At 64.9% G+C, this 26,211-nt stretch carries 27 protein-coding genes; 14 read left to right on the top strand and 13 right to left on the bottom strand.

Going from position 1 to position 26,211, the window contains the following annotated elements; genetic code table 11:
* Positions 1-3 precede the first annotated feature (3 nt).
* The 4 genes from ABC969_RS06960 to ABC969_RS06945 all read right to left on the bottom strand — a co-directional run bounded on the left by ABC969_RS06960 (position 4) and on the right by ABC969_RS06945 (position 5,146).
* Complete coding sequence (locus ABC969_RS06960; RefSeq protein WP_345863963.1) at positions 4-189, bottom strand: helix-turn-helix domain-containing protein; 186 nt, start codon at positions 187-189, stop codon at positions 4-6.
* A gap of 458 nt (positions 190-647) precedes the next feature.
* Positions 648-1,796, bottom strand: coding sequence for a tyrosine-type recombinase/integrase (locus tag ABC969_RS06955; protein WP_345863962.1), 1,149 nt, complete (start codon positions 1,794-1,796; stop codon positions 648-650).
* 219 nt (positions 1,797-2,015) lie between these two features.
* Positions 2,016-2,399, bottom strand: a complete 384-nt coding sequence (locus ABC969_RS06950) for a flagellar biosynthesis protein FlgB (RefSeq protein WP_345864299.1) — start codon at positions 2,397-2,399, stop codon at positions 2,016-2,018.
* Between the two features lie 47 nt (positions 2,400-2,446).
* Positions 2,447-5,146: an NHL repeat-containing protein gene (locus tag ABC969_RS06945; RefSeq protein WP_345864298.1), complete on the bottom strand. Its 2,700-nt coding sequence runs from the start codon at positions 5,144-5,146 to the stop codon at positions 2,447-2,449.
* Between the two features lie 111 nt (positions 5,147-5,257).
* On the opposite strand from ABC969_RS06945, the gene fliG reads away from it, so the two are divergent.
* The 8 genes from fliG (at position 5,258) to ABC969_RS06905 (ending at position 13,364) form a co-directional block, all read left to right on the top strand.
* Complete coding sequence (fliG, locus tag ABC969_RS06940; protein WP_345863961.1) at positions 5,258-6,292, top strand: flagellar motor switch protein FliG; 1,035 nt, start codon at positions 5,258-5,260, stop codon at positions 6,290-6,292.
* Positions 6,292-6,993, top strand: coding sequence for a FliH/SctL family protein (locus ABC969_RS06935; protein WP_345863960.1), 702 nt, complete (start codon positions 6,292-6,294; stop codon positions 6,991-6,993). Before fliG ends, ABC969_RS06935 begins: the two co-directional genes overlap by 1 nt.
* 122 nt (positions 6,994-7,115) lie before the next feature.
* Positions 7,116-8,660, top strand: coding sequence for a flagellar basal-body MS-ring/collar protein FliF (fliF, locus tag ABC969_RS06930; protein WP_345864297.1), 1,545 nt, complete (start codon positions 7,116-7,118; stop codon positions 8,658-8,660).
* Positions 8,657-9,037: a flagellar motor switch protein FliN gene (fliN, locus tag ABC969_RS06925; protein WP_345863959.1), complete on the top strand. Its 381-nt coding sequence runs from the start codon at positions 8,657-8,659 to the stop codon at positions 9,035-9,037. The genes fliF and fliN overlap by 4 nt, the downstream gene beginning before the upstream one ends.
* A gap of 5 nt (positions 9,038-9,042) precedes the next feature.
* Positions 9,043-9,249 (top strand): helix-turn-helix domain-containing protein, encoded by a 207-nt coding sequence (locus ABC969_RS06920; RefSeq protein WP_345863958.1) that lies wholly within the window; start codon positions 9,043-9,045, stop codon positions 9,247-9,249.
* Entirely contained in the window at positions 9,246-11,423 is a 2,178-nt protein-coding gene (gene flhA / locus ABC969_RS06915; RefSeq protein ID WP_345863957.1) for a flagellar biosynthesis protein FlhA, read from the top strand. Before ABC969_RS06920 ends, flhA begins: the two co-directional genes overlap by 4 nt.
* Entirely contained in the window at positions 11,420-12,679 is a 1,260-nt protein-coding gene (locus tag ABC969_RS06910; RefSeq protein ID WP_345863956.1) for a flagellar hook-length control protein FliK, read from the top strand. The genes flhA and ABC969_RS06910 overlap by 4 nt, the downstream gene beginning before the upstream one ends.
* 13 nt (positions 12,680-12,692) lie before the next feature.
* Positions 12,693-13,364 (top strand): flagellar hook assembly protein FlgD, encoded by a 672-nt coding sequence (locus tag ABC969_RS06905; RefSeq protein WP_345863955.1) that lies wholly within the window; start codon positions 12,693-12,695, stop codon positions 13,362-13,364.
* A gap of 82 nt (positions 13,365-13,446) precedes the next feature.
* Here ABC969_RS06905 and ABC969_RS06900 read toward each other — a convergent pair whose 3' ends face one another.
* The 6 genes from ABC969_RS06900 to ABC969_RS06875 all read right to left on the bottom strand — a co-directional run bounded on the left by ABC969_RS06900 (position 13,447) and on the right by ABC969_RS06875 (position 17,988).
* Entirely contained in the window at positions 13,447-13,755 is a 309-nt protein-coding gene (locus tag ABC969_RS06900) for a hypothetical protein (RefSeq protein ID WP_345863954.1), read from the bottom strand.
* 413 nt (positions 13,756-14,168) lie between these two features.
* Complete coding sequence (locus tag ABC969_RS06895; RefSeq protein WP_345863953.1) at positions 14,169-15,014, bottom strand: flagellin; 846 nt, start codon at positions 15,012-15,014, stop codon at positions 14,169-14,171.
* A gap of 170 nt (positions 15,015-15,184) precedes the next feature.
* On the bottom strand, positions 15,185-15,940 hold the full coding sequence (gene flgH / locus ABC969_RS06890; protein WP_345863952.1) for a flagellar basal body L-ring protein FlgH: 756 nt from the start codon (positions 15,938-15,940) through the stop codon (positions 15,185-15,187).
* Between the two features lie 3 nt (positions 15,941-15,943).
* Entirely contained in the window at positions 15,944-16,411 is a 468-nt protein-coding gene (flgA, locus tag ABC969_RS06885) for a flagellar basal body P-ring formation chaperone FlgA (RefSeq protein ID WP_345863950.1), read from the bottom strand.
* 5 nt (positions 16,412-16,416) lie between these two features.
* The gene (gene flgG, locus ABC969_RS06880) at positions 16,417-17,202 is read right to left on the bottom strand and encodes a flagellar basal-body rod protein FlgG (protein WP_345863949.1); all 786 of its coding nucleotides are present in this window, start codon (positions 17,200-17,202) and stop codon (positions 16,417-16,419) included.
* 42 nt (positions 17,203-17,244) lie between these two features.
* A complete protein-coding gene (locus ABC969_RS06875; RefSeq protein ID WP_345863948.1) occupies positions 17,245-17,988 on the bottom strand; it encodes a flagellar hook basal-body protein in 744 nt (247 codons plus the stop codon).
* Between the two features lie 132 nt (positions 17,989-18,120).
* On the opposite strand from ABC969_RS06875, the gene ABC969_RS06870 reads away from it, so the two are divergent.
* Genes ABC969_RS06870 through ABC969_RS06855 form a run of 4 tightly spaced genes read left to right on the top strand, consistent with a single transcriptional unit; the run spans position 18,121 to position 20,658 of the window.
* Positions 18,121-18,651, top strand: coding sequence for a flagellar basal body-associated FliL family protein (locus ABC969_RS06870; RefSeq protein WP_345863947.1), 531 nt, complete (start codon positions 18,121-18,123; stop codon positions 18,649-18,651).
* The gene (gene fliM / locus ABC969_RS06865; protein WP_345863946.1) at positions 18,648-19,586 is read left to right on the top strand and encodes a flagellar motor switch protein FliM; all 939 of its coding nucleotides are present in this window, start codon (positions 18,648-18,650) and stop codon (positions 19,584-19,586) included. Before ABC969_RS06870 ends, fliM begins: the two co-directional genes overlap by 4 nt.
* Positions 19,583-19,993, top strand: a complete 411-nt coding sequence (locus ABC969_RS06860) for a hypothetical protein (protein ID WP_345863945.1) — start codon at positions 19,583-19,585, stop codon at positions 19,991-19,993. The genes fliM and ABC969_RS06860 overlap by 4 nt, the downstream gene beginning before the upstream one ends.
* Positions 19,990-20,658: a MotE family protein gene (locus ABC969_RS06855; protein WP_345863944.1), complete on the top strand. Its 669-nt coding sequence runs from the start codon at positions 19,990-19,992 to the stop codon at positions 20,656-20,658. The genes ABC969_RS06860 and ABC969_RS06855 overlap by 4 nt, the downstream gene beginning before the upstream one ends.
* Before the next feature lie 30 nt (positions 20,659-20,688).
* On the opposite strand, the gene ABC969_RS06850 is transcribed toward ABC969_RS06855, so the two are convergent.
* Positions 20,689-21,093 carry a flagellar basal body-associated FliL family protein gene (locus ABC969_RS06850; protein WP_345863943.1) on the bottom strand — a complete coding sequence of 135 codons (405 nt, stop codon included), beginning with the start codon at positions 21,091-21,093 and terminating at the stop codon, positions 20,689-20,691.
* A 79-nt stretch (positions 21,094-21,172) separates the two neighbouring features.
* Between ABC969_RS06850 and ABC969_RS06845 the strand changes: the two genes are divergently transcribed.
* Together ABC969_RS06845 and ABC969_RS06840 are read left to right on the top strand one after the other, a co-directional pair.
* Positions 21,173-21,400, top strand: coding sequence for a hypothetical protein (locus ABC969_RS06845; protein WP_345863942.1), 228 nt, complete (start codon positions 21,173-21,175; stop codon positions 21,398-21,400).
* Positions 21,397-23,169, top strand: a complete 1,773-nt coding sequence (locus ABC969_RS06840) for a hypothetical protein (RefSeq protein ID WP_345863941.1) — start codon at positions 21,397-21,399, stop codon at positions 23,167-23,169. The genes ABC969_RS06845 and ABC969_RS06840 overlap by 4 nt, the downstream gene beginning before the upstream one ends.
* Before the next feature lie 10 nt (positions 23,170-23,179).
* Here ABC969_RS06840 and ABC969_RS06835 read toward each other — a convergent pair whose 3' ends face one another.
* Both ABC969_RS06835 and ABC969_RS06830 read right to left on the bottom strand, forming a co-directional pair.
* Positions 23,180-24,088, bottom strand: a complete 909-nt coding sequence (locus ABC969_RS06835; protein ID WP_345863940.1) for a flagellin — start codon at positions 24,086-24,088, stop codon at positions 23,180-23,182.
* Positions 24,089-24,098: 10 nt separating this feature from the next.
* Positions 24,099-26,189, bottom strand: a complete 2,091-nt coding sequence (locus ABC969_RS06830; RefSeq protein WP_345863939.1) for a flagellar hook-associated protein FlgK — start codon at positions 26,187-26,189, stop codon at positions 24,099-24,101.
* Between the last annotated feature and the right edge of the window lie 22 nt (positions 26,190-26,211).

The following is a 26,211-nucleotide window of genomic DNA, read 5'->3' as shown; positions in this document are numbered from 1 at the left end:
AGTTCAGACCTTCCCCGTGTAGGGCGGAAGTGCGTCGATATACCGCTGCAACTCTCCGGTTGGGATTAGCGTGCGACGGCCCGACTTGCGGGCGCACAACGTGCCGTCCTTCAGCGCGTTATAGATAGCGGTGCGCGACATCTTGCTGGCGGTGACCGCTTCGGGAATCGTCAGGACAATCGGCGGCATACTGTGTCTCCGTCATTAGCGCTGTATCCAGCGGGACGGTCTTTATAACTCGCGATATCTCTTGATTATCAACGACAATTTTCAGTGTCAGCACTTCTAGCTTTTGGATCAGTTTGAATTTTCTCCTAACTGGCTAGTTCTAGCAAAGCGGTTTTATGGCTTAACACCACGCCTATTTTCGTGAACTGAGAAACGGAATTGTCCAGTTAGGGAAATCTCAACCTGCGGACTTTTTTTTAGAAATCGCCTTAGGGTATCCCGAAGGCAGAGCAAAATACGCGGTAGCAGCTTCGGTCGTCTGCGCTCGCTCGCACGCTGATTGCGAATCGAAATCGCAATCGAGAATCTGATATTGGTGGCTCTACCGCGGTACGCCGTGCGTCCGAAAACTTCCTTCCGGCTGGGACACGCACGGCAGGCGCTCTCATCACTGTTTGTGAAAGCGACCAGCCCTGGTCTTAAAGCTCCAGCGCGCAGAGCGCAGCAGTGGCGGCATCGTTGGCAAGGTGGCCGTAATGCCGCTCGATCATCTCAGCGCTAGTGCCCGAGATCTGGGCGATCGTGAGTAGCGGCAGCCCGGCACCTACAAGATCGGTAATTGTGCTATGACGAAGTGAATAGGCGGTGGCGCCGGCTGGCAACCCGGCTGCAGCGACCGCAGCCGCTATCGGTCGTTTCCAACTATCCTTATCCCAAAACTTCCCATTTTCGCGCATGAAAAGCGGAGCGGTTAGCAGCTTGCTTTTCGATTGCAGTGCAAAAAGCCTCGCCGCGCCTCCTGGAAGCTGAATTCGCCGCGGCTTTCCGGACTTGTCCTTTCCAATGGTCAGCTCAGCGGTGCGCTTGTCAAAATCGCCCACTTTAAGCGATGCAAGAGCGCCTGGCCGTAATGGTAGCAGGCATAAGGCTTCCACGAATGGAGCTGCCTCGGCCGTTGTTGCTTCAACTAGTCCGAGGCGCTGGCCGCGGTCAAGATAAAGGGTACGACGCCCGTCGGCGTTTGCTATTGCTTTCAACGGCTCCTGCCACGCAGCATCGGTATTGGGCGATCCAGGGGCCAATACTTTTGCAAGCGCAGCCCGCAAAACAACCATATCTCGGTTAATCGTTGAAGCGGCACGGGGTCGAACGCGAACCTCGCCGACTTTGCTCCGGCTCACTAGCGATGGCCGATCCTCGAGCCTTCTTCGCCATTCCGCAATATGGCGGCGGCGAAGCTTACTTAACCTTACTTTGGCGATCGCGTCCCCATAGACATAGCGCCGGAACCGGTCGCCGGCTTCGGGACGGCTTTCCGCATAGGCTCGACAAGCGTCCGCCACCGTTTCGATCTTAGCCCGCATCAGGCCACCGGCTTCGACTAATTCGGCCAGGCGCTCCGCTTCATTTTTTGCGACGGCAAACATTTCGTTGCCGCTAAGCGCACCGTAATCGCCGAGCGACTTCAAGCGATATTTGCGCGCATCCTCGTCATAGGCGCGCGCGATCCACGTTCCACGCCCGCCGCGCTTTGAAGGACGAAACCCAAGAAAGCATCCCGCGCGAAGCCGTTGCCAATGAGGTTCCCGCTGCAATTTTAGACGCTCGCGTTCTCCAACTTTGCTCAAGTCCAGCGCCATTTCCAGCCGTCCCTCTCACGTATGAAACTAGTACGGAATATATTGGGGGATATTCCGGGACAACACCAGACATTAAACGTCGCTTTTCCGCCGCTGCTATGTCCCACTGGATACCCAGCGACGGACTACCCCTGCCCTCCGAAGGCAGAGGCCGCTGGTTCGAATCCAGCCGGGTGCACCACTTTTCAGCAATCCCGCATGTGCGCGTCAGCCACGGCCTAGAGCTGTTTTGATCAGTCCCATCTGTTTGCGATACAAATTGGTCATGGCGGCGAAATCGGCCTGGACGGCGCCCATTTTGAGCAGTTGATCCTCGAGCGTGACATTGTTGCCGTCGGGTTTGGTCTCGCTCGTATCGGCATCGAGGATGATCCCGCTCGCGCCTTGCGGTGGGCGCGCGCCCATCGCCGTCATCCCCGGCGTCAAGGCAATGCGCGGACGGGCGATATGCGGCACGCCACCCTTGCTGGCTTGGCTATCCAGCAAGGCCGCAAAATCGGGTTTCTCCACGTCGCGCGCCTTGTAGCGCGGAGTTTCGCCATTGGCGATGTTCTCGGCGATCACGCGCTGGCGCTCCGAGAGATGCTTCATGGCCTGGGCGATGCCGGCGATCAGGGGCTGGGTCACTGTTGTGCTCCTTACTGGGATGTGCCGGTCAGCCGGCTCAGCGCGGCCTTGTATTGCGCCAGCTGCGCCTGCTGATAAGCCGAGCCCTGGCCGGTGATGCTGCCATCGATCAACGCCGCCTTGGTGTCGTCCCAATAGAGCGAGCGATAGGCCGTCTGCGTCATCGAGAGCGCGCTGTTGATCTTCTTGGCAGCGACCCCGGCGCTTTCAGTGGACAGTAGCGAGAAGGTGCCCCCCAGCCCCAACCCGTAGGTCCCGCCGGGCACCACCTTGGGATCTTTCGGCCCGGGGCTCTTGGGCTGCGCGATGCGGCCGGGCTTGAGACCAAGCTTGTCGAGCGCATCAGCGCCCGCCTCGCCCGCCTGGAGCTCGATCGCATAGCTGCCCTTGGCTTCGATCTTGAGCGTGGTCAGCCCGTCCAGCTTCGGCGTCGTGATGACGGCCTTGGCACCGGTGAGCGCGCGGATCTTGCTTGCCAGCGTCTCCATCGTCTCGCCGGCCTCGATCGTCACCGAGCGGCTTGGCCCCTGATCGATGCGGATGCTGAAACTGTCGCCCGCGCGCAGGCTGGTGCGCGCGGTCAGGCTGGTAGTATCGGGCGCGCTGATCGTGCCGCGGTGCAGCCCGAGCGCCCCGGTAATGCCCCCGCCCCCGATCGACACCGAAACGCGCACCGGCTCGGTCTCGACTCCGCGGACGCCGAATTGCGTGAAGCTGCCGATCGCTCCGGTGCCGCCGTCGATCCGGCTGACAAAGCCGTCGACCGTGCCGCGCAGCGCGCCGTCCAGCGCACCGGTGGTGCGCCCGCCAGCATAAACCGTATCGCCGATAAAGCCGATGCTATCCACCTGATCGTCCGCATCCGAGCCGACATAGGTGGTGCTGGCGGTGCTGAAGGCGGCGTCGATACGGGTCACGAAACCATCGCGGCCGCCGCCCAGCGCGTTGACCTGCGCACCCGTCACCGCGGTCGTCGTCGATCCGGCCACCGCAATCTGCCCGCTGGCAGAAACAGCAATCGCGCGGGCATCGACAATGCCGAGATCGATCGCGCCCAGATTGGTGCCAAGCGCCGCGGCATCGAGCCGGCGCACCGTCGCGCGCGTCCCCTCGCGCGACAGCACGAGCAGCTTGCCCGAGGCATCCAGCGCCAAGGCAGCGATACTGTCATTGCCGCCACTATCGATAACGCGATTTTCCTTCACCGCGCCCGCGGCGTCGAGCCGCGCGACGTACCCATCGCCGCCGCCGCTAGACGTCCGGCCAGCGACATAGATCGCGCCATCGGCGCCAACCACGACTGCGTTGGCCGAATCATCCCCCGCACCGCCCAGCGAAGTCGCAAACTGTTCGTCCCCCGCCGCGTTGAATTTCACCACCACCATGTCGGTGTCGGTGCCGCTGCGACCGTCGAACGCGCCTTTGATCGTTCCCGCGACAACGACATCGCCGTTGGCCCCGATGCTGATCGCCGCGCCCTTGGCCTCGCCCGCCGCGCCCAGCGTGCGCTGCCACACGATCTTGCCCTCGCTGTCCAGCTTGGTGACGAACAGATCGTCTGCGCCATCGCCGCGGCTATAGCCGAGATCACCCGCGGTGGTGCCGACGACATAACTGAACCCCTGCGCATCAGTGACGATGGCGCGTGCTTCGGTCTCCGCATAAACCTTGCCCGGAACGGGTGCGTCGTCGTCGGTGGCGGCAGTACTAGGCTTGGCAGTGGCGGCCAGCGCGGTCGCCGTGCGATCGATCCCACCGATCGTGGCGGTCGTCTGCGCGACGGGCATGGCCAATAGTCCATCGAAGCGCATCACTTTGACCGTGCCCGGCTGGTCTTCCACGCCTTGGCCACTGACCACGATAAGCCGATCCGGCGCCCCGATCTGATCGATCGCCACCTGCTCCACGCCCGCGCCCTGGAACGTCAGCCCCCATTGCCCATCGGTCTTTACCACCGCAAAGCTCGAATTCCACCGCGGCCGGGGAGCGCCGGCGCCATCGAGCACAGGATTGCCGTTCACATCCAGCATCGGTTCCGCGGCGATCGCGTCGTTGAGTGCCTTGGCGACAGAATCGAGCGTCGGCGGCTGCGGCGTCTGCGACAGATCGACCGTGACGCTGGTGCTGACATTGTATTTCGACAGGTCGATACGCAAAATCTCGTTGCCGACAAGCCCCGCCAAAGGCGCGTCGCGCACCGCGCTGACGCCGCTGCCGATCACGGTGCCGCTGCTATTGTCGGGCGCCACGCCGCTGCTCTGCACGGCGCGCGCAGGCTGATCGAACTGGAGACTGAGCAGGTTGCCCGGCGCCTTGCCGAGAAACGCCTGCACATCGTTCATGCCCTTGGCAAACGCCGCTTGCAACGCCTGCCGCTCGCCCTCGGGCGTGCCGGGTTTGGCCGCAGTCTCGGCCAGCAGGCGCAGCTTGTCGAGCGCTTTGTAGGTGGTGAAACTCGTCTCCACATCGGGCAGGCCCGATAACGTGGGATTGGTGCTGGTATCGACGATCGTGCGCAGGCGCTTGATCGCATCGATCTGCGCGGACACGGATGTTTTGGTCGCTGGCTCTTTCCACGGTGGTGTGGTCGCCGGGGTTGTAAAGCCGGCGCGCGCGCGCCGAACGGCGGCCGATTCGATCGCCGCAAACGAGCCCGCTGCGAACGAATTGCTCCCGGACAGGATACTGAGCCCGATCAGGCTGCTCGACATATTCACCACTAAACCTGCTCCTCGACGCCCGATCGGATTGGCTTCTCCTATAAGATAGACGGAAGGCGGGCGGGGCAGATCCGGTTTCACGAATTTATTTGAGGAACGCGCATGAACGTGATGGCGACAGTCGGCGAACCTCCCGAGATGAAGAAATTCTCCGGGCTGCAGCGTGCCGGCGCGCTGATGCTGGCGCTCGGCCAGGAGCATGGCGCGCCGATCTGGCAACAAATGTCCAACGAGGAGGTCAAGGAACTGTCCTCGACGATCGCGCAGCTGGGCCGGGTCCCCGTGGTTGTGGTCGAACATCTGCTCGTCCAGTTCTCCAGCGAAGTCTCCAGCATGGCCTCGCTGCATGGGTCGTTCGAGACGACCGAGCGGCTGCTCGAGGGGATCCTGCCGACGGCCCGGGTCAAGGAGATCATGGAGGATATTCGCGGCCCGTCCGGCCGGACGATGTGGGACAAGCTCTCCAACGTCAGTGAGACGGTACTCGCCTCGTATCTCAAAAACGAATATCCCCAGACCGTTGCCGTCATTCTTCACAAATTGAAGCCCGACCATGCCGCGCGCGTCCTTGCCGAGCTGCCCAAGGATATGGCGAGCGACGTCGTTATGCGCATGCTGCGGATGGACACCGTGCAAAAGGATGTGATTCAGGAAGTCGAGCAAACGCTGAAAAGCGAGTTCATGACCAATTTGTCACGCGCGCAGCGCCGCGATCCGCACGAGGCGATGGCCGAAGTGTTCAACGCGCTCGACCGCCAGACCGAAGAGGCGATGCTCGCCGCGCTCGAAGCGCAAGCGCCCGAGTCTGCCGTCCGCATCCGCGCCCTGATGTTCACCTTTGAGGATCTCGGCAAGCTGCTGCCGACGGCGATCCAGACCATCGTGCGCAATTGCAACAAGCGCGAACTGGCGCTGGCGCTGAAGGGCACGCCGGAGGAAACCAAACAATTGTTCATGTCCGGCATGACGCAGCGCGCAGCCAAATTGATGCGCGACGATATGGCCGCGATGGGGCCGGTGCGCGCGCGCGATTGTGAAGATGCCCAGGCCAGCCTGGTAATGCTGGCCAAAACGCTGGCCGATCAGGGGGAGATCATGCTGGTCGATCCGCGCAGCGATGAATCGGTGATCTACTGATGCGCACGGCACGGCGCGTCATCCCGTTCGGTTTCGATCGCGTGTTCGAAACGGCAGCAACCGATGCCGTTACCGCCCCGCTCGGCGCCGAAGCCGCGATGCAGATCGCGGCATTGCGCGCTGCCATGGATCGAATGACGGAGCTGCACGAGGCTGAATTGTTACAAACCCGGCAGGACGCATTCGAGGCGGGGCGGCACGGGGCGGGCGCCGAGCAACATGCGGCGCTGCTGGCCGCCGTCGATGCGCTGCAGGACATGCTGGGCGATATCGACGAGCGCCTCGCGGCCGCGACCGACGCGATCAAGCAAGACGCGGCCGAGATCGCGCTTGCCGCGGCGGAGCTGCTGGCGGGCCATGCCGTATCGGCCGCGCCGGCACGGGCGATCAGCGAGGCGCTGGGGCGCGCGCTGCGTCAAGTGGCGCGCGGAACGCAGCTCGATATCCGCGTCCACCCCGATCTGCTGGATGCCGTCAACGGCTGCGTCGAAGAGCATAAGGATCAGACACGGCGAAAACTGGCCATCACCGTGATCGCCGATGCGACGATCACGCCAGGCGATGCCACTATCGGCTGGGATGAGGGCGGGCTGGCAATCGATGCCGCTACGCGCCGCCAGGCCGTGCTCGACGAATTGGCGCCACTGCTGATCACGTGGCCGCTTGAGCCAAAAGAAATCGCACCGGCAAGAATTGCCTAGCACAAACGATCCTATAATGGACATGCAGGCCGTCCGGGCTCCTGCACTGGCCAGGATGCGGGGCTCCTTTGAACGGTTTGCAAAACTTCATCGCAACGCTGGGGACAAGGCGCCTGCTGCTGATGGGCGGGGTGGCACTGGCGCTGCTGATCGGGATCGGCGCGCTGGCGATGCGCTCCTCCACCCCGGAAATGGGCTTTCTCTATACCGATCTGGCCCCCGACGAGGCACGGTCGATCACCGAGAAGCTCAAGGGCCAGGGCGTGGCGTTCGAACTCTCCGCCGACGGCACGGCAATTACCGCCCCGGTCGAGAAATTGCCGGAATTGCGCATGGCAATGGCCTCGGAACGGCTGGGCGGCAAAATCGGTTATGACGTGCTCGATGCCGAGGAGCCGTTCGGCGTATCGTCGTCGCGCGCGCGCATGAACGAAACACGCGCCATCGAAGGTGAATTGTCGCGATCGATCGAAAGCCTCGACCGCGTCAACAAGGCGCGAGTGCAGATCGTGATGCCCGAACGCGCGATGTTCGCTGCCGAAGCGCGCCAGGCAACCGCCTCCATCACGCTCAACACGCAGGGCCGACTGCCGCGCGAGGCAATCCAGTCGATCCGCTATTTGGTGGCCTCGGCCGTGCCCGAGCTCTCCCCCGAAAGCGTGTCGATCGTGGATCAGGCGGGCAATCTGCTGGCGCGGGCCGGCGAGGAAGGCAGCGCCGGCACATCCGAGGTGGAAGAGCGCCAGGCCGCGACCGAGGCACGGCTGCGCACCCAGATCGAAGCGATGATCGAGCCGATCGTCGGCCAAGGCAAAGTGCGCGCCGAGGTCGCCGTGCTGCTCAACCGCGATCAGGTGCGCAAGGAAGCCGAGGCGTTCGATCCCGACAATCAGGTGATCGCGCACCAGGTGACGGTCGAATCGAACGACCGCAACGACGAAAATGCCGCGGGCGCCGAGGGCGCCACCGTCGCCGCGCAATTGCCCGAAAATCAGGGCAATACCGCGGGCACTGGATCGGACACGCGGCGCTCCGCGCGCAACGAATCCTCCGAAGACACGACGTTTCAGAACAGCCGCACGCATACCGTCAGCGTCAGCGCGCCGGGCAAGATCGATCGGGTGACGGTGGCCGTGATGGTGGATGGCGGGCCAAAGGGTATTCCGGCGCCCCAGATCCAACGGCTGACGCGGCTGGTCGAAAATACCGTGGGGTTCGATGCCGAACGCGGCGATAGCGTGGTTGTCGAGAGCATGCCGTTCATGGCGCCGGGCGACATCGAGGGCGGCGGCAGCGCGCTGCCCTTTGGGCTCACCGCCACCAATATCATCAATCTGGTGGGGCTGCTCGTGCTGGTGGCCGGGGCCTTGATCGCCATCCGCATGCTTCGCCCCAAGGCCGTGCCCGGCGATGCCAACCAGGCGCTGCTCGCCGGCAGCGGGGCGTCCGACCCGCTGGCACTGGCGGAGCGCGCCCCGAATGACGATCCCGAAGCGTTCGAACGGCGCGATGCGATCCGCGACGATACGCCGCTGCTCGATCAGGAGATCGCGCTGGCCCAGGTCGATGGCCGAATCCGGCTCTCCGCGCTTAACCGGCTGGGAGAGGCGATCGCGGCACGGCCGGCCGAATCCGCCTCGGTGATCCGCCAATGGATGAACGCATGAAAGAGAAGATCATGTCCGACGATGCCGAACCCCGCCAGCTCGCCCCGGCCCATTTTGACGCCGACGAGGGGCCCGCCGCGACCGTTGCCGCGGCCGATGCGCCGCGCGACGAAATCCCCTTCGTCCCGCCGTCCGCTGCCGATCTGCAGGCTGTGTTCGATGTCCCCGTCAAGGTTCAGGCTGTGCTTGGGCGCTCGCGGATGGACATCGGCGCGCTCATGCGGCTCAAGACGGGGGATGTGGTCGAGCTTGACCGGCGCGTCGGCGAACCGGCGGATATTTTCGTCAACAACCGGCTGATCGCGCGCGGCGAAGTCGTGCTGATCGACAATGCGCTGGGCGTCACCGTCACCGAAATCGTGCGGCAGGATCGGTGACGGACGTGACCCCTCCCGCGCCAGCCTCGGCCGACGGGTTGGTCGGTTGCACGCTGGCGCAGGTCGAGCGCGCGCTGATCCTCGAAACGCTCGATCACTGCCGCGGTAATCGCACGTCGGCGGCGTTGATGTTGGGTATTTCGGTACGCACGATGCGCAACAAGTTGCGCAGCTTTATCGAAGACGGCGTCGCCGTTTTGCCAGCGCCATGACGCGCAATCCGCCTACCCCGCTCACCGCCCTGAAGGCGCAACTGTCGCCCATGCTGTTGCGGTTCGGTGCCGGGCGCGATCTGGCGCTGGGCGGCGCCGTGCTGGCGATCATCGCCATGCTGATCCTGCCGATGCCGGCATGGATGCTCGATTTCGGGCTCGCGCTGTCGATCACCGCATCGGTATTGATCCTGATGACATCCTTGTTCATCGACAAGCCGCTGCAACTGTCCAGCTTTCCGACGATCCTGCTGATCACCACGATGCTGCGGCTCGGTCTGAATCTGGCCTCGACGCGGCTGATCCTCAGCCATGGCCACGAAGGCCATCAGGCGGCGGGCGGCGTGATCGCCGCGTTTGGCGAATTCCTGATGGGCGGCGAGACGGTCATCGGGCTGACCATCTTCCTGATCCTGGTGGTGATCAATTTCATCGTCATCACCAAAGGCGCGGGGCGGATTGCCGAGGTCGGCGCGCGCTTCAGCCTCGATGCGATGCCAGGCAAGCAAATGGCGATCGACGCCGATCTGTCGGCGGGCATGATCACCGAAACACAGGCGCGTGAGCGCCGCGCCGAGATCGAAGCCGAAAGCGGTTTCTACGGCGCGATGGATGGCGCCTCCAAATTCGTCAAAGGCGATGCCATCGCCTCGCTGGTGATCACCGCGGTCAATATCATCGTCGGTCTGATCATCGGCGTGGCGATCCATGGCCTGGCCTTTGGCGATGCGTTTCACACCTACACGATCCTGACGGTCGGCGACGGTCTGGTCAGTCAGATCCCGGCGCTAATCGTGTCGATCGCGGCGGGCATGCTGGTGTCCAAAGGCGGCGTCACGGGCAAGACCGGCGCCGCGTTGGGGGAGCAGCTGGGCCGCTATCCCAAGGCCTTCGGCATGGTCGCGGTGCTGATGCTGGCGCTGGCGGTCATGCCTGGCTTTCCCTTTCTGCCGTTCGCGTCGATCGGCGGGTTGTGCGGCTATCTTGCCTGGAACATGAGCCGCAAGGCGGAGCAAAGCGCGGCGAGCGAACGGCTGCAACAAGCGTTGACGCAGCAACAGGCCGAGCAGACCGACGAGCCGATCGCGCGCACGCTGGCCATCGATACGGTGCGGATCGAGCTCGGCTATGCGCTGCTCCCATTGATCAACGACAGCAATGCCGAGCCGCGGCTCGACGATCAGGTGCGCGCGCTGCGGCGGCAGATGGCGATGGATTATGGCTTCGTCCTGCCGGCGGTGCGCATCCTCGATAATATGTCGCTACAAGCCAACGAATATGTCGTGTTCGTCAAGGAAACCGAGGCAGCGCGCGGCGAAATCCGCATCGACAAATTGATGGTGATCAATCCCGGCGGCGGCAATGTCGGTATTGCCGGTGAGGAAACGCGCGAACCCGTGTTCGATCTGCCCGCCTTGTGGATCGATCGCAGTCTGCGCGACGAAGCCGGGCTGCGCGGGCTGACCGTCGTCAACAGCGGCACGATCATCACCACGCATCTGACTGAGATCGTCAAGGACAACATCGCCGATCTGCTCTCCTACAGCGAGACGCAGAAGCTGCTGACCGAGGTCCACAAGGATGCCGACAAGCTGATCGCCGACATCATTCCGGCCAAGATTTCGATCTCGGGGGTGCAGCGCATTCTGCAAAACCTGCTCGCCGAAAGCGTGTCGATCCGCGATATTCCCAGCATCCTCGAGGGGATCGCCGAGGCGGCCGGCTTCACGCAGAATCTGACGCAGATGACGGAACATGTCCGCAGCCGACTGGCGCGGCAGATTTCGGCGCAGCAGACGCGCGACGGGACGATCCCGATCGTCACGCTGTCGCCGCAGTGGGAGGAGGAATTCGCCGAGAGCATCATCGGCCAGGGCGACGACCGGCATCTGGCAATGGCGCCCTCCAGCCTGCAACGCTTCATCGCCGCGGTGCGGGAGACGTTCGACACGCTGGCCGCACGGGGCGAAATCCCCTGCCTGATGACCAGCCCGGGCGTGCGCCCGTTCGTACGATCGATCATCGAACGTGTGCGCCCCGCCACCGTCGTCCTGTCGCAAAACGAAATCCATCCGCGGGCGCGGATCAGGACGCTGGGATCGGTCGCCGCACCGGAGATGCTCGAACCGTCCTATAATGATCAGGAACGGGCCAGCGCGAAGGAGGCTGCATGAAGATCGCGTCGCAAATCGTCGGGCCCGTGGCGCCGGTCAGCGCCGGGGGAGCGACGACGCCTGGCGCGATCGCGTTTGGCGCGCTGCTAACGCTGGGCGGGAACGTCGCACCGCCGACGCTGCCCCCCGCCACGGCGGCGCCAGCAGCGGTGGCGCCCGCCGTCACGCCCGAAATGCTGCCCCCGGCCGCGGCCCTGCCACGCCTCGCTACCGGGTTGGAGGGCGCGGAGATCGCCATTGCCCCGGATGGCTCGGAAGCTCCTGGAGCGGTCGCAGCCGTTGCGGCCCCGGTGATGCCGGCGCCGACATCAAATGGCACGCTGCCTCAGTCCTCCGTCGCATTCGCGGCCGCTGAGTTGGCGTCTTCGCCGCTGCCCCTCCGCGTCGGCATGTCCGTGGGCAAGTCGGTGGGCATGTCGATCGGGGCGCCCGTCGCCTCGGCCATGGAGCCGCTCGCACCTGCGCCGCCCAAGAGCGAGTACAGTGCCAAATCCGACACGGAGGAACCGGCAGCGACCGACCAGGGCATCCCGCCCTCTTCGCCACCTCCGGTAATGCTCGCGCCGCCGATGCCCGCCAACGCTCCCGCGGTCACCACGGCGGCCACCACGAATGATATGACGACTATGCCGGGCGCCGTTGCCCCGGCGCACAGCCGGCCGGCCGGTGAGATCGCATCTGACACTGTCCTTGCTGACGGAAACGGCGTCGCAAACCTTGCCGCGTCCGATGGGGCCTTTGCACAGCAGGCCGTGGCTGCGCCGCGCACGCATGCCTTCACTGAGCTCTACAAGCATCATGCCGTCAATGCTGCTGCCGACGCGGTAGTGGCGGCGCAGCCCGGCAGCATCGGGCGCGAAATGGGCGTCGCAATCGCCCGGCATGTCGCTGCCGGGCGCGACGAGATGATGGTCCGGCTCGATCCACCAGATATGGGCCGGATCGATATCCGCCTCAGCTTCGATCGTGAGGGCGGGGTGCGCGGCGTGATCGCCGCCGACCATCAAGGCGCGCTCGATCTCCTTCGTAGGGAAACCGGCGACCTGAGCCGCGCGCTGGCCGATGCCGGCATCCGGGCCGATGCGCAGTCGTTCCGCTTCGATAGCCGCGCGCGAGATTTCGGGCAGCAACAGCAACAGCCCCGACAAGACCCGGGTGACCTGCGCAATGGCGCAGCGCAGCCCGACAGCGGCCCGCTCGACCAACCGGTGTACCGCACGCTGCGCGCCAGCGGCCGCATCGATCTGATGGCATAGGAGAGCCCCAAACATGACCACGATCACCAATGCCACCGGCCAGAGCGCGACTGCCACATCCCCCATGGTTGCCACATCCGGCGGGATCACGGCCGATTTCGACATGTTCCTAAAATTGCTGACCACGCAGATGCAGAATCAGGATCCGCTCGATCCAATGGATTCATCCGAATATACTCAGCAGCTCGTGCAATTCTCGCAAGTCGAGCAATCGATCCAACAGACCGGGGCGTTAAAGGACATCATCACGAAACTGACGGGTCAGGATATGGCGCAGGCGTCGAACTATATCGGCCGCGAAACGCGCTTCGATTCGCCGATCGCCGGCTTTGGCGAGGCACCGGCTACCTGGACCTATGTCGCCAGCGCGAAACCCGCGTCGCTGAAACTTTCCGTGCTCGATGAGGCTGGCAACGTCGTGCGGACCCAAACGCTCGATCCCGCGGAGCAAGGGCGCTATTCGTGGGACGGCACCAAGACTGATGGCAGCCAGGCCGCCAAGGGCGCCTACAAGCTCGCCATCGAGGCACTCGACAGCGCCGGCAAGGCCGTGCCCGTGGCGATCAATTCGGTGGGCATCGTCAAGGAAGTGGTGAGCGACGGGGCCAATGTCGTGCTCAACGTAAACGGTGTCCGTTACGCGGTCGGCGGACTCGTGGCGGTGGCCAACAGCCCCGGCGCGTAACGCAGCCATTTCGTGTTTTCAGACGGCGCCCGACCACAATCGGGCGCCGTCTTGCTGCGCGCGCAGGACGAGCGCCCACATCCTATAGCGGCGCAGGCAAGCCCGGGATGGCGGGATGCAGCGCGCGGAGCGCCGACAGGTCAATCAGCTGCATCACGCCCGGCAAGGGATCGAAGGCCGGTGGCGCGGCGATGGAAGGGTCACGCCCCCCGGCGGCCTGCCCCGTCGCCGCGCTGCGGACGCCGACTTCGTCAATGGCACAGCCGGCAATCCCCACCGGCAAGGCCAGCGTTTTCAGGCAATCCTCGATCGACGGATCCTCCGGCGGGCCGATCGTTTCGATGATCTCGGCCCGGTCGAGATGATCGGCGGTGCGCTGAAGGACCTGCATCGCCGCGCCCCACAGCGTGTCGGCATTTGTTACGGATACAGTAAGCACGATCTGAAAACTGGCGCTGTCACTGGCAGCCCCGGGCTCCGCGTCGGAGCTTTCACCAAGAGACATTATTCCCCCCCTTCAAGTCCATCTGATCAGGGCGCTAAGCGCCCAATCTCAGCCCCCACAGCAGATCTAAACCGAAGCGGTTTCTAAAACATCATCATTATGCTTTTGCGGCAACCTGGCATCATCTTCCATCCCCCTGGTCATGAGCCCGTTCCACTCCTGTATGTTACAAAAAAAGACCGGAATGGAAACCATTCCGGTCTTTTTTTTAGAAGGCGCGTCGCGTTGCTTTGGGGGGCACGGGTCACGCCCTCAAGCTGCCATGCTCCGATGAGGGCAGAGCATGTGTCGGCACCGTCTTAGCGGAACAGCGACATCAGCGTCTGCGGCGCCTGGTTGGCGATCGACAGCGCCTGCACGCCAAGCTGCTGCTTGACCTGCAGCGACTGCAGATTGGCCGATTCCTTGGCGAGATCCGCATCGACGAGGTTGCCGATGCCGCTGGTAATCGTGTCCGACAGCTTGCTGGTGAAGGTAAGCTGATCATCGATCCGGCGCGATGCCGAACCCAGATCGGACAGCGACGTACCGATGACGACCGTATCGGCTTCCAGTTCAGCAAGCGCCGTGGTGGCCGCTGCGGCGTCGGTCAGCGCGGTGCCACCGATCAGCGACAGCGTATCCAGGGCCTGGTTGCCGACGGCCAGCGTCGCGGCTTCCCACGTCGTCGAATCGGTATCCGTGCCGTCCTGCAGCGACATGATTGCGGAAACCGTGCCGCCGCCCGTGTTGAGCAGGTTCACACCGTTGAAGTTGGACGATTTGACGATATTCTCGACCTGCGACTGATACGCGACATAGTCCTTGTTGATCTTGGCGCGGGCAGCGGCATCGACACCGGTGTCGCTGGCTTCGAGCGCCTTGGACTTCATCTTGTTGACGATGTCCGAAATCTGCTCGACGCCCGATACGGCGACGTCCGTGGTGCTCTTGGCGTTGTTGAGCGAAGAGGTCACTGCCGAGAGACCGCCGAGATCGCCGCGCAGCTGCTGGGCGATCGTGTATTTGGCCGAATCGTCCTTGGTCGATGCGACGGTCAGGCCGGTGTTGATGCGGTTCTGCGTGGTCTCGAGATTGCGATTGGTCGCGCCGAGCGTCTGCAGCGCCATCATCGCGCCGACATTGGTGTTTACCGAAAGAGCCATGATAATTTCCTTCTAGGATAAAGGTTGCTTCTGCGACCTGGGCCAGTAACGCTGGCCCCCGGCGGGTCGATGAGTTCAGCCCGCCCTTTCATTCTGGGAAACAATATTGGGCGACCAAAACGATCTGCCGATTTTATTTGCAGCTAACTGCCGGTTAACGCTGACGCCATTCAGAACGGGAAGAGCGCGTCATAGATTTGCTGCCCCCATCGCGCCTGTTGTGCATCGGTCAACTGGCCACGCCCGCCATAACTGATATGCGCTTCGGCGATCTGACTGTGCCGAATGCTATTATCGCGCGCGATATCCTCCGGCCGGATCATCCCCGAGACGATGAGTTCACGCAGCTCGAAATTGACCCGCGTTTCCTGCCGGCCCCGGATCGTCAGATTGCCGTTGGGCAGCACGTCCGTCACCACCGCGGCGATGGTAAGATTGATATCCTCGCTGCGCGCAATATTGCCCGCGCCGCTGGATTGCGACGTTGAATTGGTGCTCACCAGGCTGGCCGGATCGGGTTTGCCGGGTAACACCTTGTCGATCACGTTTTCGAGGCCGAGCAAGGCCGCGATCCCTGCATTTTCGCCGCCCGATCGCGATCGCGTGGTGGTGTTGCCCACCACCGCGCGATCGGCGATGTTGATGCGGATGGTCACGATGTCACCAACGCGCGAGGCGCGTTGCCCGCGCAGGAAGGCGCCCGCGCCGGTGCGAAACAGCGATGCGGTGGGCGGCCCGGCCACGGGCGCCGCGCCCGAGCGATGCGCCGCGGCCTGCGCGCCGAGCGATGGTTCGAGCAGGGGCGATTCCGGGCGTTCATAAGCGGTCATCTTGGGCGGCTTGCCGACCGCGGATAACCGCCCGACCGCGCCGCAGCCGGACAGCAGCACGACAAGCGCCAGCGCCGCCCCGATTTGCTTCAGCATCTCTTACTCCCAGATTCCGACGACGCGGACCCGCCCCCGGCCTTCCACGATGGCGGTCAGCGTACGATTGGTATCGAGGCTGACGACGCGGACCGGATCGCCCATCCCGCCACCCGACAAGGCCCGCGCGGTACTGGTGATCGACAGCGGCCCCGCGCGCACGCTGACCACCAGCGCTTCGCCGCGCCGCACGATTTGCGGCACCGCCACATCCCCGGGGCGGACCGTCGTTCCCGCCATCAGCCGATGCGTCGCTTCCTTGCCCGTGGCCTGCGCCGGTTGCAGCGCGCCACGCACGGCATTGGGCGCCATCCGCCTGAGCTCGAAATCCGAAGCTTGTAGCGTCTCGCCGGGTTCGATCATGCGCGCCAGCACCGGCGTCTCTACCGTTGTGGGCGTCGCGGTCTGTGCCGTGGCAGGCTGCGTGGCGAACTGCGTGGCGAACAATGCCAGGCATGGGAGAAGGCGCATCGCCATCACCGTAGCTGTGAGCTGGTGGCCAGCATCTCGTCCGCCGTTTTCACCACGCGGCTGTTCATCTCATAAGCGCGTTGGGCGCTGATCAGCGCGGTGATTTCGGATACGGGATTGACGTTGGATGCTTCCAGAAAGCCTTGGTTCAGTGTGCCAAAGCCAGGCTCCCCGGGCAGCGCCACCGCCGGCTGACCCGAGGCGGACGTTTCCAGCAGCATGTTGGAGCCGATCGCTTCCAGGCCAGCTTCGTTGACGAACGTCGCCAGCTCGAGTTGCCCGATCGTCTGCATCTCGATCTGGTCGGCCAGCTTGACCTGCACCTCGCCGGTTTTCGACACCACCACGTCGACCGCGCCCTGCGGCACGGTGATCCCGGGCTGCACGCGATACCCGTCATTGGTGACAAGTTCGCCCTGGTCGGAGGGTTGAAACGATCCGGCGCGCGTATACGCCGTCTCGCCACTGGGCAGCTGCACGCGGAAATAGCCCTTGCCCTGGATCGCCAGATCGAACGTCGCGTCGGTCTTGGTCAGTGCGCCTTGCTCGACGATGCGGTAGACGCCGCCGGTGCGCACGCCCGCGCCGATCTGAATGCCCGATGGCACCCGCGTGCCGTCCGCGCTGGTGGTGGCACCGGGGCGCGACACTTGCTGATACAGCAGATCCTGGAACTCGGCGCGCTGACGCTTGAACGCAGTCGTGTTCATGTTGGCGATGTTATTTGAGATGACATCGACATTGGTCTGCTGGGCGAGCATCCCGGTGGCCGAAATCGATAATGAGCGCATGATCGGAAATCCTTTGGTGAAGGGAGATGGGGCAGTCCGCGATCAGGCGACCTTGCCGAGCCGTTCGATGGCGCGCTGGCGCATCGTGTTCATACTGTCCGACATGCCCACGCTGGTTTGATAGGCGCGCAGGATCTCGACCATCTTGGTCGTCTCGACGATCGGCTGGACGTTGGAGGCTTCCACGCCGCCGGCCTTGAGCTTGACCTCGGCGGCGGCCAGAAACCGCCCGTTGGTGCCATTCATCAGGCCATCACCGCGCGGGTCAACCGCGGTTTCGCTGGAAAAGCCGCTGACCGCCAGCTGCCCGAGCGGCCCATCGGCGCCCATCACCGTGCCGTCCTCGGCGATGGTAAGGCTGCTGGCCTGTTCGGCGGGCACGGTGATCGCGCGGCCCTGCGCATCGAGCAGGCGCTGCCCGCCCGAGGTGGCCAGTTCGCCGCTTTCGAGCAGCTTGATGAAGCCGGCCCGCGTATAGGCCACGCCGCCGCCGGGCGCCTCGACATTGAGATAGCCCGGCCCGTCGATCATCACGTCGAGCGGGTTGCCGGTCGCCTGGAACGCGCCCTGCGCTGCATCGTGCACCGCGCCGAAATCGAGCACGAACGAAATCTGCTTGGCGTCGTCAATCGGCGCCTCGCGCACCGTTTCGATGAATTCGTGGAACAGTGGCTGCTCACGCTTGAACCCCACCGTGCCGGTATTGGCCATGTTGTTTGCGGTGACGTCGAGCTGACGGCGCAAGGCCTGTTCGTGGCTCAGCAGCACATAGGAAGAGACGTCCATTGCCCCGGCTCCAAAAAACCATCGGTTTGATCGGTACCAGGCAAATATTGCCGAGCACTCATCCTATAATAGTATCGAAATGGCAAAAGCGGTCGCAGCGCGCGCGATTTGCACGGACAGAGATGGGGCAACATGGACGACGTGATCGAGGCCAAGACCGAGGACGAGGACGAGGATCAGGCGACACCGACCGCCGAGCCGGCACGCGCCGTGCCCAAGCGTCGTCGGCTGTGGCTGATCATCGCCGCTATCGTGCTGCTAGCGGCGGCGGTCGGCGGCTATCTGCTCGTCGTCCGCGCAGGATATAGTTCGCTGTTCACCCCCGCTTCCCCGTCAGCGCCCCCGGCCGAGACCGAAGCCGAAACCTACGTCGATGTCCCGCCTATCACCGTCAACCTGCGGGTCCCGGGGGGGCAGGCGCGATTCCTCAAGCTGCGCTTCATGATCGTCGCCGGGCAGGCCGAGCAGGCCGATGCGATCCGCGCCCGACTGCCGATCCTGCTCGATGCGTTGCAGCCGTTCCTGCGCGAGCTGCGCCCCGAGGATCTCAACGGTTCCGCCGCGGTGTTTCGCATCAAGGAGGAGATGATGGTGCGCGCACGCGCCATTTACGGCGACGGCGTGGTGCGCGATCTGCTCATCCAGGATCTGGTGCAACAATGAGCAGCGATTTCCGCCCCGCCATCGACGATGCGCCCCTGCCGCAGAAAAGCGGTCTCAAGGCGGTGATCGAATCCGACATCATCAGCCATGAACGGCTGCCGATGTTCGAGGTGGTATGCGAACGCATGGTGCGCACCTTCGCCACCAGCATGCGCAACCTGACGTCCGATGCGATCGACGTCCATCTCGAAGACGTCACCTCGACCCGTTTCGGTGAGTTCATGAATCGGCTGTCTGATCCCGCCATATTGGGCGTGTTCCGGGTGCGCGAATGGGAGAATTACGGCGTCGTTACGGTCGATTCGGGGCTGATCTACGCGGTGGTCGATGCACTGCTCGGCGGGCGCCGCGGCAATGGCGCGCCGCGCAGCGAAGGGCGTGCGCCAACCACGATCGAGACGGGGCTGATCTCCAAGATGGTGCAGATCGCGCTCACCGATTTCGCCGCGTCGTTCGAGGCGATCGAGCCGATCACGATCGAGATCGACCGCGTCGAGACCAGCCCGCGCTTCGCTGCCATTGCCCGGCCCAGCAACATTGCCGCGGTGGCGACGTTCCGCGTCGATATGGAGGGGCGCGGGGGGCGTTTCAGCATCGTCCTGCCCTATGCGACGATCGAGCCCGTACGCGACAAACTGCTGCAGCGCTTCATGGGCGAAAAGCTCGGGCGCGACCGCATCTGGGAGCTGCACATGGCCTCCGAACTGCTGCAGACCGAGATCATCATGGATGTCGTGCTGGGGGAGCAGCATATGCGATTGCGCGACGTGATGAATCTGCAGATCGGCGAGACGATCGGAGTCAATCGCGGGCCCGACGATGCGCTGGAAGTGCATTGCAGCGGCGTGCCGCTGGGCCGCGCCTTTATCGGCCAACGCACCAACAACATCGCTGTCAAAATCATGACGGACATTTCGAAGGGGTTCGCCAAATGAGCTTCGCCATCGCGACCAATGCGGTGCTGATCCTGCTCTGCGTCGCTGTTCTGGTCCAGAGCGTGCGGCTGTTGCGCGGTTTCCGGATCATCAAATCGGGCGATCTCGCAGAAACAGTGCGGTCGCTCGATCGCGCCACCGCGGAGGCGCATGTCGTGCTTGCCGAACTCAAGGAGCTGCTCGCGGTAGACGGTGCCGCCAATGCCCGCGCCATCGCCTCGGGCAGCACGATGCGCGAGGAACTTTCGATGATGGTGGGGATCGGCAACGCCATCGCCGAGCGGATCATGGATGCCGCCGAAAAGGCCGGCGTGCAGCGTGACGAGGAAGCGACGGCCGCGCCCAGGAAAAGCCCCCGCGCCGCGGCGCGCAAACGCCCGCCCGTTGCCGTGAGCGGCGCGCAATGACCCCGCCGGCAATCCCGCCACGCGCGTCGTGGTTTGCTTTAGCCCGTCGCCCGTCGCTATTGGCGATGACGGCGGGCTTTGCCGGGCTGGCCGCGCTGGCCAATGCGGTTGCGGCCGGCACCGGGCCGGAGCAGACGCGCATGGGCGCCTCGATCCAGGACAGCCTAGGCGCGCGCGATCACGCGGTCGCCCAGCAGAAGCGCGCACTGGAGCTGCGTGAGCTTGCCGCGCGTGCCGCTGAGGCGCGGCTGAAGGCGAGCGTCGTCGCGCGCCGCCCGGCCCCGGCGCCCGCCATAGCCGCCGCCCCTGCCCCGGCCGCGATCGTGGCACCAAATCCGCTGCCCGGCGAACCGGGGCAGGCGTTCGAGGATCTCGCGCGAATCTATCAAACGATGAAGCCGGCACGTGCGGCCCCGATCTTCGAGCGGCTGGATCTCGATGTGCAGCTGCAGATTGCGCGACGTATGCGCGAACGCTCGACCGCGCTGATCCTGTCGAACATGTCCTCCAATGCTGCGGTGCGGCTCAGCATGGCGCTCGCCGGGTATCGCGTCCGGCCGGCGCCGGAGGCCGTCTCGGTGCCCGCGGCGACGGGGCCGATCAGACGGCCGGTGGCAACGGTGCGTCCGGTAGGCGGCGCGCACGCGCCGGATGGAATGCGTTGATCGCGCCGGATCGATCGATGCGGGCCGCGATCAGGCCGGTCGGGCCGACACGGCGAGGATCAGGACCCGGCCGGCATCGCCGTCAACGCGCTGCAGCGCCGTCGACAGCGTTTCATCCAGTCGTTCGGCATCCACCGGTCTGAACCCCGAGGCATAAAGCCGTGCAAATTCAAGCGTGCTGGTCAGCAGGGCGGCCCGCAACTCGGGCATTTTCTGCCGCAGCCGCTCCATCCGTTGGGTATCGCCCGCCTGGATCGTCACCGAAACGCTGAGCGATCCCTCAATGCCATTTGGCGCAAAGATCGGCGTGGTAATGTCATCGATCGGCAGGAACGCCGCCTGCCCCAGCGCCACCGGCGGCGCGCCGACGGCCGCCATACTGCCGCCGGCGAGCGTCGACAGGGCCGTGGCCGCGGCCATTCCAAACAAACGCATACGCTTTCTCCGGTCTTGTGATCACCGGCGGGCGATCTTTTCTATAATAGGATTGGAATATTGAACGGAAGGTAAAGGAATGGCTCGCGACCAGCGCCCGGGGCAGGTGAAGATCTATGCCGATCGGTCCGCCGCGCCGCTTGGTCGCCGGCTTGGTGATGCCCGGGATGGTGTGGATCCGGCCCTCCCCGCCGCCCCGCCGCCCCGGCACTGGTTGACCATTCCGGCCTGGCTGTTCGCCATCGGCTGCCTCGTGGGCGGGTCTGCCGCCGTCGCACGCCACCTGCTGGATGGGATGATGTTGTGAGGCAGGCATGGCTCATCGCCGGCACCGCGCTCACGCTCCCCCTTGCCGGGCTGGGCATGGTCGCCGCCGCCGACACCCGTGCAACGCCGCCGGTGGCGGCCCCACCCGCGCGTTTGCCGGGCTACGCCGCCACACTGGCACAACAGCGCGTTACCGGCCCCTCGGCGTGGCGCGCGCTGCCCGAGTCCGACGCGTGGGCGGCGCTGTCACGTGCCGCGCCCGGCGATCGCCAGCGCGCGCGCTGGGATTATGCCCGCAGTCTGGTCGCCAAAGCGCGCGGTGCCGAGGCGCAGGGCGTGCTGACGGTGATGCAGCTTGATGATCCCGATCTGGCGATGGTCCCGGCGTTCCGCCTGGCGCGTGGCGCCGCCTTCGTCCTGTCAGCCAGTCCTGCCGAAGCGCTTGATCTGCTCGGCGATCCGGCGCTGGCGGCCAACTCCGAGGGATGCGCCTGGCGGCTGCGGGCGCTGGCCGGGGCAGGATATGCGGCGCAGGCGCTGCGCGAGCTGCATTGTGCGCTGCCCGCGGTAAACGCCCGCCACGGCGCCGCCCGTCTGCCCTTCGTGCTGGCCGCCGCGCGCGCTACGGTTGACAGCGGGGCGCCGACAAACGCGCTGCAGTGGCTGAAGGGCGTCGCGGGGAAAAATGCTGAGGCGACGATCCTGCAGGCGCGCGCCCTGATCGCGCTGGGGCGGCACCGTGAAGCCATGCTCATGCTTGATCGCACGCCCGCGGGCGGATCCGAGGCCAGCCGGATGGAGGCGCGGCTGATCGGGATCGAGCTCGGCCTGGCCACGCGCGCGCTGCGCCCCGCAACCGCGCTCAAACAGCTGGCCGATCTGCGTTTCGGCTGGCGCGGCGATCAGATTGAAGAACGCGCGTTGCGCCTCAGTCACCGCCTGTCGCACGAGGCCAGGGATGCGAGGGGCGCGTTGGCGACGGGCGCGGTCCTGTTCCGCTTTTTCGATCCGGGCGCGCAGGGGCCAGGGTTTGCAGCGGCATTACAGAGCGATCTGGCGGCGGTGCTGGACGATGACACGCTGCCACTGGATCAGGCTGCGGGCGCATTCTGGGATTATCGCGATCTCATGCCGAGCGGCAGCGAAGGCGATCGACTGGTCAGCCGATTGGGGCGCCGGCTCGAAGCAGCGGGGTTGTACGAGCGCGCGGCCGACTTGTTCGAACATCTGCTGTTCGTGCGCGCCGAGGACCTCGCGCGCGGCCCGCTATCGGTGCAGGTCGCCACGCTGCACGTCCTGGCCGGGCATCCCGATCGGGCGTTGGCGGCGCTCCGCCGCACCGCCCAGCCCGGTTATACCAACGAGATGATCTACGCGCGCAAGCGGGTCGAGGCCGCCGCGCTTAGCCAGATCGGCCAGATCCCCGCCTCTTTGGCCGTGCTGCAGGAGGTGCCGGATGCGGCTGCCTTGCGCTCGGAAATCCTGTGGAAGAAACGGGACTGGAGCGGGCTGGTCACGCAGACTGCGGCGATTGTGCCGCCCCGCCGGTCGCTCAGTGACATCGATCAGGTTGTCTTGCTGCGCCATGCCATCGCCCTGGCCATGTTGGGGCGGGAAGACGCACTGGCCCAGTTTCATGCCCGTTATGCCATGCGGTTCGCGCCGCTGCCGACCGCAGCGGCGTTCGACGTGCTGACGGCGTCGCCCAACAGCGTCGATCCCGAGGCGATCGCGCGGGCAATGGCCTCGCTGCCCGCGGCCAGCCCGGCGGGCGATCTGGCGGTCTTGTTCGAGGCGGAGAAGAAATGAGCGGGCGCGCTCAGCGCAGATAATTGGCCAGCGACAGTGCCGAAATCTGCGAGAAGACGGAATATGAGCTGGCCAGCAGCGTCTGGTAATTGGCGACGTCCAGCGCCACTTGGCCCAAATCGGCATCTTCGGCATTACCGATCACGGTCTTGAGCATCACCTCGCGCTCGCCGGCGCGCACGCTCAAGGTCTCGACCTGGTTCTGCTTGGCGCCGTTATTGGCATTAAGGCTGCGCACGTCCTTCAGCCCGACTTCGAGCTCGTTGAGCGCCTGTTTCATCGCGTCCAGCTGTGCCGCGCTCGGCTTGTCGCCGAACGGCCCAGCTTCGGCCAAGGTGCGATAGGCTTTGACGAGATTGCCCGCCACATCGCTGGCGACGACGCCGAACTCGACATTGACGCCATCGGCAAGCTGCGCCGAATTCTTGATGGTATCGTTGGCAAAGGCATCGGCGGGATCGAGCCCGATCATGTCGCCCAGCTCCTGCGGCACGAACGGCTTGGTCTCGGTCTGCGTGCCGCCGAAAATCGCATTGCCGGCCGAATTGGTGTTGAGCGTCGCGCGAAGGCTGTCGAAAGCGGCTTCGATGTTGGATTGGATGCCTGGTCCGTTGCCGGTGCCGATCACCTCGAGCAGCGCCTTGCGCAGCTTCTCGGTCTGCGTATCGATCGCCGTCAGGCTGGTGTCGTAATATTCAAGCGTGGTTGAAACATGTGACGCCACCGTCTTGTACGCATCTTCCCGCCCGAGCATCGATTTCGCGGAAAGCAGCCGCGACGTATCGATGCCGATGCCGGCATAATCGGTCGCCTTCTTTTGCGTCTCGAGCTGGTGCAAGCTGTTGGCCAGCCGCTGCTGCGTGGTCTGCATCGCAGTCTTCATCGTGTAGTGCATCGGGCCGGTGGCGACGCGGGTCATAAGCGATTCCTTAAGCGAGCATGGCGAGCAGCGTATCGTACATCGCGCTGGCGGTGGTGATGACCCGGGCCGAGGCCGAATAGCTGTTCTGCAACACGACCATGTCGGCCAGTTCCTCGTCGATATTGACGCCGGCGAAATTGTCGCGGCGGATCGTGGCGTCGTCGCGGCGCGCGGCGGCGTCTTTATACGCGCTGCTCGCCTGCGCGGATTCGGCGCCCGCGCGCCCCAGCAATTGGCTGGCGGAGCTGGCCACGGTGCTTTTGCCATCCTTGCCCAGATCCACCGCCGCAGCCAGCCCCGCGACGAAATCGGCCGCGCCGCGGATATCGCCTTTGCCCACCGCAATCTCGCCCACCGCCGCGCCAAGCTGCAGCCGCGCCAGCGGCAGCTTTTTGGGATCCTGCAGGATGCCCGCCTGCGCCGCCGCGTCGCGCAACCCGCTGGCACCGCCGGTCAGCCCGGACAGCGCGGAAAAGCTGCGCCCGGTGCCCAGCCGATCGGTCGAATCGGCGGGGATCGAGACGGTCGCCCCGGTCGATCCCGCCGCCGGCGTGAAAGCGAAGCGCCCTTTGTCGTCCATCGCAAAGCTGCCAAAGCCGCTTAGCGGACTGGCGTTCAGGTCGCTCAGCAGATCGCCGAAGCTGGGGCCGCCAGTGCCGGTCAGCGTATAGCTGGCCAGCACCCGCCCGCTTGCGTCCCGCACCGCGAGCTGCGCGGTCTGCCCCGCTGCGAAGCCATGCACATCTGCCGCCGTAAAGCCTGACGGCACCAAGGCGCTGCTACCGCTGCGCACCAGATCGTTGAGCCCAAAAAATTGCGCAAAACCCGACCCGGCGCGCGCGCTCGGCGCGGTCGTGCTCTGCGCCACGGCCACGCCTGTCCCGGCATTGGTGGCACGGATCGAGAGCACGCCGTCAACGAGTTGCGCGCTTGCTTGCGGCACCAGCCCGGCGTTGATCGCGGCGACCGCGTCATCCACCGTCGCACCCGCGCCAAGCGCATCGAAATCGACCGTCGTCTTGGCCAGCACCGTGCCATCGGCGCCCAGCACGGCAAACACCGCCCCCCCCGTAAAGCCCAGCCGGTCGCTGCCGACCAGGCCGCTCGCGCGCCCACTAAGCTCGGCCGGCGCGGGCACCGTCGTGCCGGCATTGGCCGCCGCGTTGAGCGTCTGGGCAAGCCCGGTAAACAGCACGCCGAGCTGCTCGGTAAAAGCGGGCAAGGTGCGATCACGCATGTCGATCAGCCCACCCAATTTGCCGCCCACCGCCGATGAATCGATCCGATCACCGGTGGCCGCGCCGGTGCTGCCGACGGCACCGGCAAAGCGGATGTCGATCGCGGGATAGGTTGGCTGCGACACGCCGGGCCCGGCAGGATAGCTCAGCACGCGCAGCCGCCGATCGAGCAGCACCTGGCCCGATGCGGTGTCGATCGTCATGCGGCCATCGGCCTGCTGCCGGACATTGACCTTCATCAACGTGCTGAGCTCGTCCACCGCGGCGACGCGGCGATTTTCCGCCCCGGCAGCGCTTTGCCCCCCGGTCTGCGCGATCTGATCGTTGAGATCGTGGATCTGGCTGAGCAGCACATTGATGCGATCGACAGTGAAGCCCAGTTCGGTCTCGACATCGCCGCGCAGGTTGCTGACATCGGAATCGAGCTGCCGGAACGAGGCCAGGCTATCCGCGACGTTGCCGGTGAATTGGGCAATGGTTTCGGGCGAGCCCAACGCACCGGTCATCCGCGCCGCCGAGGCGGCGATCGCATCGATGCGGCCGGCAATCCCCGATGCGGCGCCGGGCGCACCAAGCAACGCCTGCAGCCGATCGAGATAGCTCGACACCGCCTCCGATCGCCCCATATCGCCGCCGCGGCGGAACACCGCATTTTCCAGGAAACTGTCAGCGACGCGCGCGGGCTCGCCGATCAACACGCCGGTCACCCGCCCCGCGGTTACTGCGGTGCTCGTCGCGGTGCGCTCGCGGGCATAGCCCGACACCCCGACATTGGCGATATTATTGGATACCGAACGCATCCCCGCTTGCGACGCGGCGAGCCCGGACGTGGCGGTATGGAGGATTTCGTTCAGCGACACAGCGGCGCTCCTTCGCGCGACA

Source organism: Sphingomonas qilianensis, assembly GCF_039614825.1.
GTDB classification, from domain to species: Bacteria; Pseudomonadota; Alphaproteobacteria; order Sphingomonadales; family Sphingomonadaceae; genus Sphingomonas; species Sphingomonas qilianensis.
The sequence above is the reverse complement of the archived record's forward strand: the minus strand, read 5'-3'. Positions and strand labels throughout refer to the sequence as shown.

Bases quoted from the DNA above. Each gene is read 5' to 3' on its own strand.
- ABC969_RS06960 (WP_345863963.1), bottom strand. From the start codon at position 189: ATGCCGCCGATTGTCCTGACGATTCCCGAAGCGGTCACCGCCAGCAAG.
- ABC969_RS06950 (WP_345864299.1), bottom strand. From the start codon at position 2,399: ATGAAGCATCTCTCGGAGCGCCAGCGCGTGATCGCCGAGAACATCGCC.
- ABC969_RS06945 (WP_345864298.1), bottom strand. From the start codon at position 5,146: ATGTCGAGCAGCCTGATCGGGCTCAGTATCCTGTCCGGGAGCAATTCG.
- fliG (WP_345863961.1), top strand. From the start codon at position 5,258: ATGAACGTGATGGCGACAGTCGGCGAACCTCCCGAGATGAAGAAATTC.
- ABC969_RS06935 (WP_345863960.1), top strand. From the start codon at position 6,292: ATGCGCACGGCACGGCGCGTCATCCCGTTCGGTTTCGATCGCGTGTTC.
- fliF (WP_345864297.1), top strand. From the start codon at position 7,116: ATGGGCGGGGTGGCACTGGCGCTGCTGATCGGGATCGGCGCGCTGGCG.
- fliN (WP_345863959.1), top strand. From the start codon at position 8,657: ATGAAAGAGAAGATCATGTCCGACGATGCCGAACCCCGCCAGCTCGCC.
- flhA (WP_345863957.1), top strand. From the start codon at position 9,246: ATGACGCGCAATCCGCCTACCCCGCTCACCGCCCTGAAGGCGCAACTG.
- ABC969_RS06910 (WP_345863956.1), top strand. From the start codon at position 11,420: ATGAAGATCGCGTCGCAAATCGTCGGGCCCGTGGCGCCGGTCAGCGCC.
- ABC969_RS06905 (WP_345863955.1), top strand. From the start codon at position 12,693: ATGACCACGATCACCAATGCCACCGGCCAGAGCGCGACTGCCACATCC.
- ABC969_RS06900 (WP_345863954.1), bottom strand. From the start codon at position 13,755: ATGCAGGTCCTTCAGCGCACCGCCGATCATCTCGACCGGGCCGAGATC.
- ABC969_RS06895 (WP_345863953.1), bottom strand. From the start codon at position 15,014: ATGGCTCTTTCGGTAAACACCAATGTCGGCGCGATGATGGCGCTGCAG.
- flgH (WP_345863952.1), bottom strand. From the start codon at position 15,940: ATGCTGAAGCAAATCGGGGCGGCGCTGGCGCTTGTCGTGCTGCTGTCC.
- flgA (WP_345863950.1), bottom strand. From the start codon at position 16,411: ATGCGCCTTCTCCCATGCCTGGCATTGTTCGCCACGCAGTTCGCCACG.
- flgG (WP_345863949.1), bottom strand. From the start codon at position 17,202: ATGCGCTCATTATCGATTTCGGCCACCGGGATGCTCGCCCAGCAGACC.
- ABC969_RS06875 (WP_345863948.1), bottom strand. From the start codon at position 17,988: ATGGACGTCTCTTCCTATGTGCTGCTGAGCCACGAACAGGCCTTGCGC.
- ABC969_RS06870 (WP_345863947.1), top strand. From the start codon at position 18,121: ATGGACGACGTGATCGAGGCCAAGACCGAGGACGAGGACGAGGATCAG.
- fliM (WP_345863946.1), top strand. From the start codon at position 18,648: ATGAGCAGCGATTTCCGCCCCGCCATCGACGATGCGCCCCTGCCGCAG.
- ABC969_RS06860 (WP_345863945.1), top strand. From the start codon at position 19,583: ATGAGCTTCGCCATCGCGACCAATGCGGTGCTGATCCTGCTCTGCGTC.
- ABC969_RS06855 (WP_345863944.1), top strand. From the start codon at position 19,990: ATGACCCCGCCGGCAATCCCGCCACGCGCGTCGTGGTTTGCTTTAGCC.
- ABC969_RS06850 (WP_345863943.1), bottom strand. From the start codon at position 21,093: ATGCGTTTGTTTGGAATGGCCGCGGCCACGGCCCTGTCGACGCTCGCC.
- ABC969_RS06845 (WP_345863942.1), top strand. From the start codon at position 21,173: ATGGCTCGCGACCAGCGCCCGGGGCAGGTGAAGATCTATGCCGATCGG.
- ABC969_RS06835 (WP_345863940.1), bottom strand. From the start codon at position 24,088: ATGACCCGCGTCGCCACCGGCCCGATGCACTACACGATGAAGACTGCG.